The 14,814-nt window shown below is 61.0% G+C and carries 12 protein-coding genes; 8 read left to right on the top strand and 4 right to left on the bottom strand.

Annotated features, from left to right (window positions below):
• Positions 1-410 precede the first annotated feature (410 nt).
• The 4 genes from T3A99_RS17635 (at position 411) to T3A99_RS17620 (ending at position 5,153) form a co-directional block, all read left to right on the top strand.
• Positions 411-788: a response regulator transcription factor gene (locus T3A99_RS17635; RefSeq protein ID WP_107321664.1), complete on the top strand. Its 378-nt coding sequence runs from the start codon at positions 411-413 to the stop codon at positions 786-788.
• A 199-nt stretch (positions 789-987) separates the two neighbouring features.
• Positions 988-2,553 carry an efflux transporter outer membrane subunit gene (locus tag T3A99_RS17630; protein ID WP_322834617.1) on the top strand — a complete coding sequence of 522 codons (1,566 nt, stop codon included), beginning with the start codon at positions 988-990 and terminating at the stop codon, positions 2,551-2,553.
• Positions 2,550-4,115 (top strand): MFS transporter, encoded by a 1,566-nt coding sequence (locus T3A99_RS17625; RefSeq protein WP_188251643.1) that lies wholly within the window; start codon positions 2,550-2,552, stop codon positions 4,113-4,115. The genes T3A99_RS17630 and T3A99_RS17625 overlap by 4 nt, the downstream gene beginning before the upstream one ends.
• A gap of 6 nt (positions 4,116-4,121) precedes the next feature.
• Positions 4,122-5,153, top strand: coding sequence for an HlyD family secretion protein (locus T3A99_RS17620; protein ID WP_107321661.1), 1,032 nt, complete (start codon positions 4,122-4,124; stop codon positions 5,151-5,153).
• A gap of 112 nt (positions 5,154-5,265) precedes the next feature.
• Here T3A99_RS17620 and T3A99_RS17615 read toward each other — a convergent pair whose 3' ends face one another.
• The 4 genes from T3A99_RS17615 to T3A99_RS17600 form a co-directional block, all read right to left on the bottom strand.
• Positions 5,266-6,192: a Gfo/Idh/MocA family protein gene (locus T3A99_RS17615; RefSeq protein WP_047228922.1), complete on the bottom strand. Its 927-nt coding sequence runs from the start codon at positions 6,190-6,192 to the stop codon at positions 5,266-5,268.
• Between the two features lie 118 nt (positions 6,193-6,310).
• The gene (locus T3A99_RS17610; RefSeq protein ID WP_322834616.1) at positions 6,311-7,105 is read right to left on the bottom strand and encodes a DeoR/GlpR family DNA-binding transcription regulator; all 795 of its coding nucleotides are present in this window, start codon (positions 7,103-7,105) and stop codon (positions 6,311-6,313) included.
• A gap of 244 nt (positions 7,106-7,349) precedes the next feature.
• Positions 7,350-7,691, bottom strand: a complete 342-nt coding sequence (locus tag T3A99_RS17605) for a hypothetical protein (protein ID WP_288916101.1) — start codon at positions 7,689-7,691, stop codon at positions 7,350-7,352.
• A gap of 237 nt (positions 7,692-7,928) precedes the next feature.
• Entirely contained in the window at positions 7,929-9,113 is a 1,185-nt protein-coding gene (locus T3A99_RS17600) for a XylR family transcriptional regulator (RefSeq protein ID WP_322834615.1), read from the bottom strand.
• 154 nt (positions 9,114-9,267) lie between these two features.
• On the opposite strand from T3A99_RS17600, the gene xylA reads away from it, so the two are divergent.
• From xylA to T3A99_RS17580, 4 genes are all read left to right on the top strand, one after another.
• Entirely contained in the window at positions 9,268-10,584 is a 1,317-nt protein-coding gene (xylA, locus tag T3A99_RS17595; RefSeq protein WP_047228918.1) for a xylose isomerase, read from the top strand.
• A gap of 146 nt (positions 10,585-10,730) precedes the next feature.
• A complete protein-coding gene (xylF, locus tag T3A99_RS17590; protein ID WP_047228917.1) occupies positions 10,731-11,732 on the top strand; it encodes a D-xylose ABC transporter substrate-binding protein in 1,002 nt (333 codons plus the stop codon).
• A gap of 215 nt (positions 11,733-11,947) precedes the next feature.
• Positions 11,948-13,504 carry a D-xylose ABC transporter ATP-binding protein gene (gene xylG, locus T3A99_RS17585; RefSeq protein ID WP_047228916.1) on the top strand — a complete coding sequence of 519 codons (1,557 nt, stop codon included), beginning with the start codon at positions 11,948-11,950 and terminating at the stop codon, positions 13,502-13,504.
• Entirely contained in the window at positions 13,505-14,641 is a 1,137-nt protein-coding gene (locus T3A99_RS17580; protein ID WP_047228915.1) for a sugar ABC transporter permease, read from the top strand.
• Positions 14,642-14,814 lie beyond the last annotated feature (173 nt).

Raw genomic sequence — 14,814 nt, 5'->3', positions numbered from 1 at the left:
GTGCCGATGTCGTCGCGTGGGGCGGCTTCCGTGGCTTGGCTGGAGGACCGTTGATGAGGCTGTACCGGGATCCAGAACGGGTCGTGTTGTCAAAGCCTAGATTAGCGCCTCATCAAAGCCCTTCAAGTGATTTCATTGAGCGACAGCGGATTAATCGGCAATGCGCGCAGACCGGCGGTGGCGAATCTGCACCCGGCGATGGGCGCCAGTCTACGCAGGCAACCAGCCGAGGTCAGTTGTACCCGGGTACAGTGCAAGTATCCCCTGGGTTACGCGCCGCCGACCGTGAGTGAACGAATCAGGCCAACGTCGAGCCTTTAGTCTTAACACGCTATACGTAGGTATACTTTTACGCCCTTCGAGACCGCGTATCGTGTAATGACGACAGGCGCTGTCACGAGCGACCCACTATGCACGACACCCCAAAACGCAATACCGCGACGATAGCCGTCGTGGATGATGACGAATCCGTTCGGACAGCTCTGGAAGGCTTGTTGCGCTCCAGCGGCTATCAAGTCCAAACCTATCGCAACGCCCTGGCGTTCCTCGACGCCAACACCCTCGCAGAGACGCACTGCCTGATTTCCGATATCCAGATGCCGGGAATGAGCGGTGTGCAGTTGCACGAAAAACTGAACGCGATGGGTTTTCAGATCCCCACCATATTCATTACCGCTTACCCGCACCTGGGTGCCGACACACCGGGACTGGTTGCCTGCCTGCCCAAACCCTGTGAAGCCGGCCGATTGTTAGGCTGCATCGAAACTGCTGTGCTGCAACGGCACTGATCCCAGTAAGCCCCTCGCCCCTCCATACCTTCGTATATCTCCCCGCCACTGAGGTATGGCTTTGCTGAACCCATGTAGAAGTGCGCCTGCACGCCCGCGTCAATAACATGAATTCACAGCGAGCACGTCGCTGCCGAAGATTTATCGACGCCATGGCGCACGCTCGCCGGGCAACGCTGCAACCTTTCAGGAACAGGCAATGTCGGCTTTCAGAGAGTCACCCCCACGCATCCTGAAGTTCACGAGCGCAATCGCAACGCTTGGCGTGTTGTCCCTGGCCGGTTGTACGGCAGGCCCCGACTTCATGAAACCGGAAAGCGGGCTGAGGGCCGTAGAGCTGGCACCGCGGCCAGAACACGCGAATGTCGCCCCCATGTCCGACGCGGCAGTGCCCTCCCAATGGTGGTTGCTGTTCAACGACACGTTACTCGCCCAACTGCAATCGCGTGCCCAAGCGGGCAATCTTGATTTACAGATAGCCGGCGAACGCATTGAACAAAGCCGAGCGCAACTGGGCATCGCCTCTTCGCGCCTGCTACCCAGCGTGGATGCCAACGCCAGCTACGCCCGTGAGAGGCTCAGCGAACATGGCAAGTTCGCCGCGCTGGGTGCGCCTGTGGGCCCCGGCAATTTCTGGCAACTAGGCTTCGATGCCAGTTGGGAAATCGACCTTTGGGGCCGAGCGCAACGCGGGCGCGAGGGCGCTGCGGCGACCCTGCAAGCCACCATCCATGATCGCGAAGCCGCACGGGTAGCCTTGTCCGCCGAAGTGGCCAGAACTTATTTGCAATTGCGCGGAACCCAGGCGCAACTGGACATCGCCCAGCAAAACCTGACGATTGCCGAGCGCACGCTGGGGCTTGCCGAAAGCCGTGAGCGCAATGGTGTTGCCACGCGCTTCGAAACCTCGTCCGCTCGCGCGCAATTGGCGACAATCAAGGCCACGGTTCCCGAACTGACCCAACAACGCAATGCACAGATGAACGCACTGGCGTTGCTGCTGGGAGAGCAGCCCCGCGCACTGGATGTACAACTGCGTCAAGCCATGCCCTTGCCGTCGCTTCCAACCCACGTTCCGGTTGGCGTCTCTTCCGAATTGGCTCACCGACGCCCCGACATCCAGCGTGCCGAAGCGCAGCTGCATGCCGCTACCGCAGCCATCGGTGTCACCAAGGCTGACTTTTACCCGCGTATCGGGCTCAAAGGTCGAATCGGCGTGGAAGCCTTCGAAAGCGGTGATCTCTCCAGTTGGGACTCCCGTGTTTTTTCCATCGGCCCGACGGTCTACTTGCCGATCTTCCAGGGCGGACGATTGACGCAACGCCTGGCCTTGAACGAATCACGGCAAAGAACGGCGGCGATCACCTATCGGCATACCGTATTGCGAGCCTGGCACGAGGTGGACAATGCCCTGGATGCCTGGGCTGCCCAACAGCGCCAGCACGAGGATTTGCTGGTTTCCTATGAACAGAACCGGCAGGCATTACGTGCCGCCGAACGAGGCTATGAACAAGGTGCAGCCGACTATCTGAGCGTGCTGACCGCGCAACTCAACCTGCTTGCCAGTCAGACCCGCCTCAATGCCAGCGCAACCGACGCCACGCTCACCGTGGTCAATCTCTACAAGTCGCTGGGGGGTGGTTGGGAGGCGGCGAGACTGCAGAGCACGCCGCAAGCGAGCATCGATGAGTCGCCCGCGTCTTCATCGGATGACCCGCTGGTCCGTGTCTCGCCTCGCTCATCTCGCTCAAGGGCCGCCCCATGAACAGCGCCACATTGTTGCCAGCAACCGTCACGGCCAGCATAGCCCCCCAGGCCACGCCTTCAAAACGTCCGCTGGTGGGTCTGCTGGGGATTTTCATCGCCGCGATGATGGCTGGGTTGAATATCCGGGTCGGCGCATTGGCGTTGGCTGACATCAGGGGGGCCATGGGCCTGGGCTTCGACGACGGCTCGTGGTTAACCACGGCGTACAGTGCCGGGGAGTTGATTGCCATGCCCTTTTCAGCCTGGTTCGCCATTACCCTTTCAGTACGACGCCTGGAACTGTGGATGCTCGGCATCTGTGCACTGCTGGCGGCAATCCTGCCCTTGATCCATAACCTGGACCTGCTGCTGGCCTTGCGTTTTGTGCAAGGCATTGCCAGCGGCACGACGATTCCGTTGCTGATGATGGCGGCCCTGAAATTCCTGCCACCGCCCATCCGCCTATATGGTTTGGCGCTGTATGCGATGACCGCGACCTTCGCGCCCAATCTGTCCATCTGGTTGACCGGACACTGGACCGATGGTCTGAATGATTGGCGGTGGGTGTATTGGCAAATCATTCCCCTGGCGCTCATCGCGGGATGCCTGATCGCCTGGGGCCTGCCGAAGGAATCCATCCAGCAGCACCGTTTTCCACAGGCCAACTGGTTCGGCATGGCTTGCGGTGTACCGGCGCTCGGCCTGATTGCCATCGCCCTGGATCAAGGTGTACGGCTGGACTGGTTTCATTCGCCGTTGATCATCTCATCGCTAGTGGCTGGCCTGGCCCTGTTGGCTATCTACCTGGTGAGCGAGTGGTATCACCCTTCACCGTTCATCAAGTTGCAAATCCTGGGACGCCGCAACCTGGGACTGGGCTGCACGCTGTTCGTTTCCCTGCTGGTAGTGTTGATGTCCAGTTCACTGTTACCGGCAAGCTATCTCACCCCGCTTCAGCAGTATCGACCGTTGCAGATGGCGTCCATCGGCCTGATCGTCGCGCTGCCACAACTGATCCTTGGGCCGTTGGTGGCGCTGCTGCTGTACCAGAAGTGGGTTGATGCCCGCGTGGTATTCGCGTTGGGGCTGCTGCTGATCGCGCTGGCGTGTCTGTGCGGCGCGCAGTTGACCAGCGAATGGAATCGCGACCAGTTCGTCCTGGCGCAAACACTGCAAGCCCTTGGGCAACCGATGGCGGTGGTGTCGATGCTGTTCCTGATCACCAGCGTGGTACAGCCCTCCGAAGGACCTTATGTGTCCGGCACCATCAATACGCTACGCGCCTTCGGCTCGCTGATCGGCGCGGCGGCGGTCACCCAACTGATCACCGTGCGCAGTCGTTTCCATGGGGAAATGTTGCTGGACCAAACCGCCCTGGTCAGCAACATCTCTGCGGTTGCGCCTGAGCCGGCACAGCTGATGGGCATCATCAGCCAGCAGGCGCTGGTGCTGTCGATCGCCGACGCCTATCGCGTACTGGGTTTGCTCGCGCTGTTGCTGATTCCTCTCGTGCTGCGGCTGACCTGCATCCCCCCGCCTGTCACGCAAGTAGCCCCGTCACCTTCCTCCTCACACGGGTAACCCACCATGGCCTTACCAAAGAAAGCCCAGATCATCAGTGCCGTGTTGCTCGTCGGGGCAATCGGCGGCGTGCTGTATTTCAATCGTCCCGAATCCAGTGCATCGATCCAGTCCACGGACGATGCGTACGTCCACGCGGACTTCACCACGGTCGCGCCGCAGGTATCGGGCACGGTTGAGACGGTGCTGGTCGAAGACAATCAGCCGGTCAACAAAGGCGACCTGCTGGCAACCCTCGATGACCGTGATTTCGTTGCCGCCGTGAACGCCGCCAAAGCCCAGCTCGCCAGCGCCCGTGCCGGAGTCGCCAGCTTGCAAGCACACCTGATCCAACAGGACACCGTCATACGCCAGGCACAGGCAGCGGTCGCCGCGGACGAGGCTGCGCTCAAGTTGGCCAAGGTCAATCATGCCCGTTATCGCAACCTGGCCACCGACGGCTCGGGAACCGTGCAAGCGCAGCAACAGGCCGAAGCGCAATTGAGCGTGCAACTGGCCAGTCGGGATAAAAGCCAGGCGGGTCTTCAGGCGGCTCGCCAGCAGGTAGACGTTCTCAAGGCCGACCTGGAAAAAGCCAAGGCAACCCTCGCCCACGCGCAGGCTGCGCTGGACCTCGCGAGACTGAAGCTGTCCTATACCCGAATCACCGCACCGATCAGCGGCACGATCGGGCAAAAATCGGTGCGCATCGGGGCTTTCGTCAACGCGGGAAAACCTTTGCTGGCAATCGTTCCGCTGGAGGCCGTGTACATCAGCGCGAACTTTCGCGAGACACAACTGGCCCGCGTCAAGACAGGTCAAACCGTGGAAATCGAGGTGGATGCGTTACCGGGCGAGGCGCTGCAAGGCACCGTACAAAGCCTGGGACCGGCCAGCGGCGTCAGCTACTCGACCGTGGCACCGCACAATGCCACGGGCAACTTCACCAAGATCGTCCAACGCTTGCCGGTGCGCATCCGCATCGATCCCGACCAGAGCGCTGCGGCAAAACTGCGGGTAGGCATGTCGGTCACACCGAGTATTCGTATCGGTGAATGATAGCTGGGACTGCCGGGTGCGAAGCGGCCGGAATTTTGCTCGGATGACTTGCGGCAGAGGGATCTGATCCGGATGGGGTATGCACGGCCAGAATCGCCTCCCCCCTCAGTGGCTAGTCGTAAAACGGCTCGACCAAGGTCCGACTGCCAAGAAAAAAGCTGTCCGCCACCAGACGCAACGGCTGCAGGTCCAGGTCGCTGGCCTGGTCAGCAATCAACTGCTGGAAATGCCGATACACCGCCGCGTATTCACCTTCCTGGGAAACGGTCTGGCGAACGCCGTCGATGCTCAGCACTGCCCCACCGTTGTCCAGGCGCAGGAGGCCTTCGGTGCAGCGAATCTCGATGCTCCAGAGTTCGTCGTGACCGTGGTCGAAATCGAACTCCGCACGGACATCCAGGTGTTGCGCGTCGGACATCTTGATGCTGGCGGCGATCGGCGATTGGCAGTTACTCGGCACGCGCAGTTCGGCGGACTCAACGAACAGCGGCAGCGCCAGCAGATGGGTCACGATTGAAAACGCGTTGATGCCGGGATCGAATACACCCAGGCCTCCAGGCTGCCAGATCCAGGCCTGGCCGGGGTGCCACTTGCGTACGTCTTCCTTCCAGTCGATCTTGACGCTTTGCAGGGTGCGGCTGGCGAGCCAGTCACGGGCCGCCTCGATGCCGGGCGCGTAGCGTGAATGCCAGGCGAACAGACCACTGACACCTTGCTCGCGTACCTGATCCACCAACGCCATCGCTTCACCCAGCGTGGCGCAGGGCGGCTTTTCTACCAGCACGTGTTTGCCCGCGGCCAGCGCTTGTTGCACCAATGCGAATCGCCCTTGCGGCGGTGTGCAAAACGCAATCGCATCGACCTGCGGGCCGTTTTCAAGCAGCTCGCCCAGGGACCGGAAATTCTCCACACCGGCGCAGGGCTGCCCTTGGGTGGCGACAGACACCAACTGGAACGCAGGGTTGGCGAGGATAGCGGGAACGTGTTGATCCTGGGCAATCTTGCCGTAGCCCACCAGACCGAGACGAATCGGTTGCATCGATGACTCCTGATTATTTTTGTACTTTTGATGGGCCAGCAAACTAGCGGTAAATCGCGTGGCCGACAATGGCTCGCCACACATGCGCTTGATTGTCGTGGGCGCTACAGCACACGCTTCACGCCTGCCGCGGTTCGCAGGGCGCGCTCATGACGTTGGCAATCCTGCCCAAGAACGGCTCCAGGCGTTCACTCGGCGCGTCGTGCTCCACCACCAGGGCGGTGACTTCTTCACACGACGCCACCTGATAGTGGGCAATGCTGGAGAGTTTTTCATTGGTCACGGCCACCACCACCTGACCGCTCGCCGCGACGACCGCGCGCTTGAACTCCGCGTCATCCAGGCCGAACGCTGTGATGCCATTGTCCGGGTCGATGGCGCAAGCGCCGAGAAAACACAGGTCAACATTGAACTGCCGCAGTTGCTGCACAGCCGCCAGCCCGATCACTCCGCCCGACGCCGTGTTCACGCGTCCGCCCAACAGGATCACCTCGGCGCAGGGCAGCTTCATCAGTTGCACGGCAATCAACGGCGAATTGGTGCTCAGCGTCAACTTAAGGCGTGGATCGATGGCGCCGGCAATCGCCAGGTTGGTCGAGCCGGCATCGATGAACACATGCTGGCCCGCCCTCAGCAACGAGGCCGCCGCCAGGCCGAGACTGTCCTTGCGCTCGACGTTCTGCCGTACTCGAACGGCCATCGGCCGTTCCACGGCCGGCAACAGGATCGCGCCGCCATAGACTCGCTTGCATAACCCCGCCGCCGCCAATACGCCAAGATCGCGCCGTATCGAGTGCTCGGAGACATTGAATTCGCTGGCCAGATCGGCCGCAATCACCCGACCATACAGGGCCAGACGCTCGCTGATCCGTTGCTGGCGTTCACCGGGGAACACTTCGTGAGTTGAAGTCATGGCATCTATAACCTTCATAAACGAGCACTAATTATCACTAACGAGCAAATATGCCGATTGCAGAGCCTCTCGTCAAACCTCAACGCCGGGGCCAGCCACCGCTCGTTGGCAGCGGACTCAAGTGAATCTGCCCCCTCTTCCCCACAGGCAAAAAAAACCCCGCCACCGAATGCGGTGCGGGGTAAAAAAATGGTTGGTTGCGGCCAACCAAAGGAGCACGGTGAAAAACCTGTACGGGCCGGCCTCAGATGCAGTCCTGTGCGGCGCGTTCAAAACTCGAAGGTAGGAAGCTGGAAGCCAACAGATGCCGCTCGTAGATGAATACCTTGCCACCGTTCCCGGCCTTGTAGGCTTCCAGCACGTTGTCCGCCGACACTTTGCTTGGCACCACGATCCGGTAGCCGCGTTGGGACTGGGAGACGGTCGGGCTCATCGCGTGGTCCTGCAATTTCGGCACGACACAGTCGGCGTACTGGGCCGGCGTCTTGCTGGTCTGCAAGGTCAGGGTCGGGTCGTTCGGCGCGCTGGCACAACCGGCGAGCAACAAGGAGGTAAACGCCATGGAAGACGCAAATAAAAGGCGCATTGGTCTGGTCCTGAAAATAAAAGGTTGGTTCATCAGGCAACGGAACTGCGTTACGGGTTGCCGCCACTGCCAGGTGCATCTGGTGTGTGGGTCAGATGAGTGAAACCTCATCGCCCCAACTGCTTGAGTTACCTGTTCGATGGGGGGGATTTTCCAGGCATTGCCGACAAAACAGAACTTGTGTTTCGTAATGATCACTATTGCTTCCAGCAATAGTTGCGGGCGGTGAAGACCGGTTCAGTGGCCTGTGCCGCCCCCCTGCTGATATTCGCGGGGCGTACAGCCAAACTCTCGACGAAACACCGTGTGCAGGTACTGCGCCGATTTGAAGCCGCAGTTCTGGGCGATGTCGGCAATCGCCGAGTCGGTGTTTTCCAAGCCCTGGGCGGCCGCTGCCAGTTTGAAGCGCAGGATCTCGTCGTGCACGCTGCAGCCCCGCGCCTTGCGAAAGTGCGCTTCCAGGGAGGAGCGCGACACGCCCACATAGGCCGCCACCTGAGCGGTCTTGATGCCCTGGCAGGCATATTGGCGAATGAACAGCAGCGCTTGCATGACGTAAGGGTTGCCTAACGGTTGGTGCAGACTCGAGGCCTGGACGTTGATCGCATCCGGGGGTATCAGCACCTGCGTACCCGTGGACGGCATGCCGTGCAGCATCTGATGGAGCAGGCGCGCGGCGGTCCGACCCATGGTTTCGGTGCCCTGGATCACCGAACTCAGCGGCACCCGCGTCAGGGTGCGGGTCAGGGGGTCGTTGTCGATGCCGATCAGTGCCACCTGCTCCGGCACGGCGATTCCGGCGGTCAGGCAGGCCTGCAGCAGTTGCCGGGCACGGGCGTCACTGACGGCGATGATACCGATGGGTTTGGGCAGGCTTTGCAGCCAGGCGATCTGTTGTTCGACGGCGCTGTCCCAGAGCGGCGCGCTGGTGCCCATGCCGCGATAGACCTCGGCGTGCAGACCATCGCGTTGCAGCAGCCGGCGAAAGGCGTTTTCCCGTTCCTGGGCCCAGCGATTGGCTTGTGCTTGCGGTAGGCTGAAGCAGGCAAAGCGCGTCAACCCGGCCTCGATCAGGTGCTCGTACGCCAGCTTCATCAAGGCCTGATTGTCGGTGGCGACATAGGGAATGCCCTTCGGATAAGCGCGCTCATCCTGGTAAGAGCCGCCCACCGCCACCACCGGCAAGCCGATCCCGCTCAGCGCTTCGCCGATCAGCGGGTCATCGAAGTCGGCAATGATCCCGTCGCCCTGCCAGCGTTCGATGCCTTTCAACCGACAGAGAAAATCTTCCTCAAGGAACAGGTCCCAGGACGCGCGGGTGCTGCTCAGGTAGTTGCCGATGCCGCTGATGATGCCTCGGTCATAGATCTTGCTGCCGTTGAACAACAACGCAATGCGGTGAACGGGCGGGACGGTTTTCATGGTTTTTACCCTGGGCCGATGACCACAGACTAGGCGCGTGACCGTCGGATCTCAATACTCAAAATCGCACTGTGCCTTGGTGATTTTCATAATCAGCGGCCACCGGGCCGGCGTTAGTATCGATACACCGCCAAGAACAATAAGGAAATCGCCCATGTCGTACTTTCCCGCCATCGACAAGGTTCGCTACGAAGGCCCCGCCAGCGACTCGCCTCTTGCTTTTCGCCACTACGACGCCGACAAACTCGTGCTCGGCAAGCCCATGCGCGAGCACCTGCGCATGGCGGTGTGCTACTGGCATACCTTTGTCTGGCCGGGATCCGATGTGTTCGGCGCCGGCACCTTCCAACGCCCGTGGCAGCATGCCGGCGACCCGATGGAACTGGCCATCGGCAAGGCCGAAGCGGCCTTCGAGTTCTTCTCCAAACTGGGCATCGACTACTACTGCTTTCATGACACCGATGTCGCCCCGGAAGGCCACTCGCTGAAGGAGTATCGCAACCACTTCGCGCAGATGGTCGACCACCTGGAGCGTCACCAGGAACAAACCGGGATCAAGCTGCTGTGGGGCACCGCCAACTGCTTCAGCAACCCGCGCTTTGCCGCAGGCGCCGCCAGCAACCCGGACCCGCAAGTGTTCGCCTGCGCCGCCGCCCAAGTGTTCAGCGCGATGAACGCCACCCTGCGTCTCAAGGGGGCCAACTACGTGTTGTGGGGCGGTCGTGAAGGTTACGAGACCCTGCTCAATACCGATCTGAAACGCGAGCGCGAACAACTGGGCCGCTTCATGGGCATGGTGGTCGAGCACAAGCACAAGATCGGTTTCAAGGGCGATCTGCTGATCGAACCCAAGCCGCAGGAACCGACCAAGCACCAATACGATTACGACAGTGCCACGGTGTTCGGCTTCCTGCAACAGTTCGGCCTGGAAAAGGAGATCAAGGTCAACATCGAGGCCAACCACGCGACCCTGGCCGGGCACAGTTTCCATCATGAGATCGCCACAGCCGTCTCCCTGGGGATCTTCGGCAGCATCGACGCCAACCGTGGCGATCCGCAGAACGGCTGGGACACTGACCAGTTCCCCAACAGCGTCGAAGAGATGACCCTGGCCACCTATGAAATCCTCAAGGCCGGCGGGTTCAGCAATGGCGGCTTCAACTTCGACTCCAAGGTCCGTCGTCAGAGCCTGGACGAGATTGACCTGTTCCACGGCCACGTCGCGGCCATGGACGTCCTCGCCCTGGCCCTGGAACGTGCAGCGGCGATGGTGCAGAACGACCGCCTCCAGCAGTTCAAGGACCAACGCTACGCCGGCTGGCAGCAACCGTTCGGTCAGGCGGTGCTGGCGGGTGAGTTCAGCCTCGCTTCACTGGCCGAACACGCCTTCGACAACGAGCTCAATCCACAGGCTGTGAGTGGTCGGCAAGAGATGCTCGAAAACGTGGTCAACCGGTTCATCTACCCCTGACACCAGGCCCCGTTCGCTGCGCAGAGGTTGTTACATTCTCGCGACAAATCTCTGCTCGCGGCACGCCGGGAGTCTCTACAGTTCTACCCGCATCACGTTCATCGTCAGGCAGTGTCTTTCGAACAACAATAAAAGGACGCACCACCATGAAAAAACTGAAACTCACGCTGCTCGCCGGCGCCCTCGCCCTGCTCTCGCTTCCGGTCATGGCCGACGCCACCAACCCGAAAATCGGTTTCTCCATCGATGATCTGCGCCTGGAACGCTGGTCGCGGGACCGTGACTACTTCGTCGCGGCGGCGGAAAAAATGGACGCCAAAGTCTTCGTCCAGTCGGCCGATGCCAACGAGCAGAAACAGATTTCCCAGATCGAAAACCTCATCTCCCGGGGCGTCGATGTGATCGTCATCGTGCCGTTCAACGCCACCGTGTTGACCAATGCCGTGGCCGAAGCCAAGAAGGCCGGGATCAAGGTGGTGTCCTATGACCGCCTGATCCTCAATGCCGACATCGACGCCTACATTTCCTTCGATAACGAAAAAGTCGGCGAGATGCAGGCCAGCGGCGTGTTGAAAGCCGCGCCCAAGGGCAACTACTTCTTGCTCGGCGGCGCGCCCACGGACAACAACGCCAAGGTCCTGCGCGAAGGCCAGATGAAAGTGCTGCAACCGGCCATCGACAAGGGCGATATCAAGATTGTCGGGCAACAGTGGGTCAAGGAATGGAACCCCACCGAAGCCTTGAGCATCGTTGAAAACGCCCTGACCCGTAACGACAACAAGATCGATGGCATCGTCGCCTCCAACGACGCCACCGCAGGCGGTGCCATCCAGGCACTGGCCGCGCAGAAAATGGCCGGCAAGGTGCCGATCTCGGGCCAGGACGCCGACCTGGCAGCGGTCAAGCGAGTGATCGACGGCACCCAGACCATGACCGTCTACAAGCCGCTGAAACTGATCGCCACCGAAGCGGCCAAGCTCTCGGTGCAACTGGCGCGTAACGAGAAACCCACCTACACCTCGCAATACGACAATGGCAGCAAGAAAGTCGACACCATCCTGCTCACCCCGACCCCGTTGACCAAGGACAACATCGACCTGCTGGAAAAAGATGGGTTCTATACCAAGGCGCAGATCGCTGGGCAGTGATCCTGGGACAACCCTGGGTTGGATGAGACCTGTGGGAGCGAGCCTGCTCGCGATAGCGGTGGTTCAGCTTGCATCGATGTTGTATGTGCTGCCGCCATCGCGAGCAGGCTCGCTCCCACAGGGGCTTTGCTTGGCTAGCTGCATCTGAGATGCCTGGCCCCAGGGCTGTCACCACCTCTGCCTATGTGTGAGCCCTTTTCATATGAGCCCTCGCCATGTCCGACTACCTGCTGCAAATGAACGGCATCGTCAAAAGCTTCGGCGGTGTCAAAGCCCTCAATGGCATCGACATCAAGGTCAGGCCAGGTGAATGCGTCGGCCTGTGCGGTGAGAACGGCGCCGGTAAATCCACGCTGATGAAAGTCCTGTCGGCGGTCTACCCGTACGGCACCTGGGACGGTGAAATTGTCTGGGACGGACAGCCGCTCAAGGCGCAGTCCATCAGCGAAACCGAAGCCGCCGGGATCGTCATCATTCATCAGGAACTGACCCTGGTCCCCGACCTGTCGGTGGCCGAAAACATCTTCATGGGCCATGAGCTGACGCTGCCCGGCGGACGCATGAACTACCCGGCAATGATCCACCGTGCCGAAGCCCTGATGCGTGAACTCAAGGTGCCGGACATGAACGTCTCGCTGCCGGTTTCACAATACGGCGGTGGTTACCAGCAGTTGGTGGAAATCGCCAAGGCGCTGAACAAACAGGCGCGCCTGCTGATTCTCGATGAACCCTCCTCGGCCCTGACCCGCTCGGAAATCGAGGTGCTGCTGGACATTATCCGCGACCTCAAGGCCAAGGGCGTCGCCTGCGTGTATATCTCCCACAAGCTCGATGAAGTGGCCGCCGTATGCGACACCATTTCGGTGATCCGCGACGGCAAACACATCGCCACTACCGCTATGACCGACATGGACATCCCGAAGATCATCACCCAGATGGTCGGACGAGAAATGAGCAACCTCTACCCCACCGAACCCCATGACATCGGCGAGGTGATTTTCGAGGCGCGCCATATCACTTGCTACGACGTCGACAACCCCAAACGTAAACGGGTCGACGACATTTCATTCGTCCTCAAGCGCGGGGAAATCCTCGGCATTGCCGGGCTGGTCGGCGCCGGCCGCACGGAACTGGTGTCGGCACTGTTCGGCGCCTACCCCGGCCGCCATGAAGGCGAAGTCTGGCTCGACGGCCAACCGATCGACACGCGCACGCCGCTCAAGTCAATCCGCGCAGGCCTGTGCATGGTGCCTGAAGACCGCAAGCGCCAGGGCATCATTCCCGACCTGGGGGTGGGCCAGAACATCACCCTGGCGGTGCTGGACAACTACTCGAAAATGACCCGTATCGACACCGAAGCGGAGTTGGGCAGCATCGACCGGGAAATCTCGCGCATGCACCTCAAGACCGCGAGCCCGTTCCTGCCAATCACCAGCCTCTCCGGCGGCAACCAGCAAAAAGCCGTGCTGGCCAAAATGCTGCTGACCCAACCGCGCGTGCTGATTCTCGATGAGCCGACCCGGGGCGTGGATGTCGGCGCCAAGTACGAGATCTACAAGCTGATGGGCGCGCTGGCCGCCGAAGGCGTGTCGATCATCATGGTGTCCTCGGAGCTGGCCGAAGTGCTGGGGGTGTCCGACCGCGTGCTGGTGATCGGCGAAGGCCAATTGCGCGGCGATTTCATCAACCACGAACTCACACAGGAACAGGTGCTCGCCGCCGCCCTCAGCCACCCCGAAGACCATAACAATAATGATCGGAAGTCCGCGTAGATGAATCAGGTCAAGCAACTCTTCAGCCGCTACAAAATGCTCGCGCTGGTGATCGCCGTGGCGGTGATCTGGCTGTTTTTCAGTTGGCAGACCGAGGGCGGGTTCCTGACTCCGCGCAACCTCTCCAACCTGCTGCGGCAGATGTCCATCACCGGGATTCTGGCCTGCGGCATGGTGCTGGTGATCATCAGCGGTGAGATCGATCTGTCGGTGGGTTCACTGCTTGGATTGCTCGGTGGCCTGGCGGCGATTCTCGACGTGATCTATCACATCCCGCTGCTGGCGAACCTGAGCCTGGTCGCCTTGTGCGGCCTGGTGATTGGCCTGGGTAACGGCTACATGACCGCCTACCTGCGCATCCCGTCGTTCATTGTCGGCCTGGGCGGCATGCTCGCCTTTCGCGGCATTCTGCTGGGGATTACCGACGGCACCACCATCGCCCCGGTGTCACCGGAGCTGGTCTACATCGGCCAGGGTTATTTGCCGCACTCCGTCGGCACGGGCCTGGGCGTGCTGCTGTTTGCCTTGACCCTGTTCCTGACCTGGAAACAGCGGCGCAATCGCGCCCTGCATGGCCTGGCGGCCCACTCTCTGGTGCGTGACGTATTGCGCGTGGTGCTGATCGGCGCAGTGCTGGCCGGGTTCGTCTATACCCTCAACAGCTACGACGGTATTCCGGTTCCCGTGCTGCTTCTGCTGATGCTGCTCGGCGTGTTCAGCTACGTCACCAGCCAGACCGTGTTTGGGCGACGGGTCTACTCGGTGGGCAGCAACATGGAAGCCACGCGCCTGTCCGGCATCAACGTGCAGGCGGTGAAGCTGTGGATCTTCGGCATCATGGGCGTGATGTGCGCCCTCGCCGGCGTGGTCAACACCGCACGCCTGGCCGCGGGCTCCCCCTCGGCCGGCAGCATGGGTGAACTCGACGCCATTGCCGCCTGCTTCATCGGCGGCACCTCCATGCGCGGCGGCTCCGGCACCGTCTACGGCGCCCTGCTCGGCGCGCTGGTGATCACCAGCCTGGACAACGGCATGTCCATGCTCGACGTCGACAGTTACTGGCAGATGATCGTCAAGGGCAGCATTCTGGTGCTGGCGGTCTGGGTGGATGTGAGTACACGCACGGGGCGGCGCTAGTGGTTAGGCGCTCACCTATGGTGGGAGCAAGGCTTGCCCGCGATGAAGATGACGCGGTCTTCCGGGGGGCCGAGGTGCCTGCATCGCGAGCAAGCTTGAACTGGCCTAATGATTTTGGACACTTCAATCGGGCGCTATGATGGCGCCCAAATCTGAGGTGTTTGGATATGCGC

Source organism: Pseudomonas sp. N-137 (assembly GCF_034555295.1).
GTDB classification, from domain to species: Bacteria; Pseudomonadota; Gammaproteobacteria; order Pseudomonadales; family Pseudomonadaceae; genus Aquipseudomonas; species Aquipseudomonas rhizophila.
Note: the sequence above shows the minus strand (reverse complement) of the source record. Positions and strands in the feature narration are given on the sequence as shown.

Excerpts from the sequence above, each read along its gene's own strand:
- T3A99_RS17605 (WP_288916101.1), bottom strand. The coding sequence starts at position 7,691 with ATGCGCCTTTTATTTGCGTCTTCCATGGCGTTTACCTCCTTGTTGCTC.
- T3A99_RS17635 (WP_107321664.1), top strand. The coding sequence starts at position 411 with ATGCACGACACCCCAAAACGCAATACCGCGACGATAGCCGTCGTGGAT.
- xylG (WP_047228916.1), top strand. The coding sequence starts at position 11,948 with ATGTCCGACTACCTGCTGCAAATGAACGGCATCGTCAAAAGCTTCGGC.
- T3A99_RS17600 (WP_322834615.1), bottom strand. The coding sequence starts at position 9,113 with ATGAAAACCGTCCCGCCCGTTCACCGCATTGCGTTGTTGTTCAACGGC.
- xylF (WP_047228917.1), top strand. The coding sequence starts at position 10,731 with ATGAAAAAACTGAAACTCACGCTGCTCGCCGGCGCCCTCGCCCTGCTC.
- xylA (WP_047228918.1), top strand. The coding sequence starts at position 9,268 with ATGTCGTACTTTCCCGCCATCGACAAGGTTCGCTACGAAGGCCCCGCC.
- T3A99_RS17615 (WP_047228922.1), bottom strand. The coding sequence starts at position 6,192 with ATGCAACCGATTCGTCTCGGTCTGGTGGGCTACGGCAAGATTGCCCAG.
- T3A99_RS17610 (WP_322834616.1), bottom strand. The coding sequence starts at position 7,105 with ATGACTTCAACTCACGAAGTGTTCCCCGGTGAACGCCAGCAACGGATC.
- T3A99_RS17630 (WP_322834617.1), top strand. The coding sequence starts at position 988 with ATGTCGGCTTTCAGAGAGTCACCCCCACGCATCCTGAAGTTCACGAGC.
- T3A99_RS17620 (WP_107321661.1), top strand. The coding sequence starts at position 4,122 with ATGGCCTTACCAAAGAAAGCCCAGATCATCAGTGCCGTGTTGCTCGTC.
- T3A99_RS17580 (WP_047228915.1), top strand. The coding sequence starts at position 13,505 with ATGAATCAGGTCAAGCAACTCTTCAGCCGCTACAAAATGCTCGCGCTG.
- T3A99_RS17625 (WP_188251643.1), top strand. The coding sequence starts at position 2,550 with ATGAACAGCGCCACATTGTTGCCAGCAACCGTCACGGCCAGCATAGCC.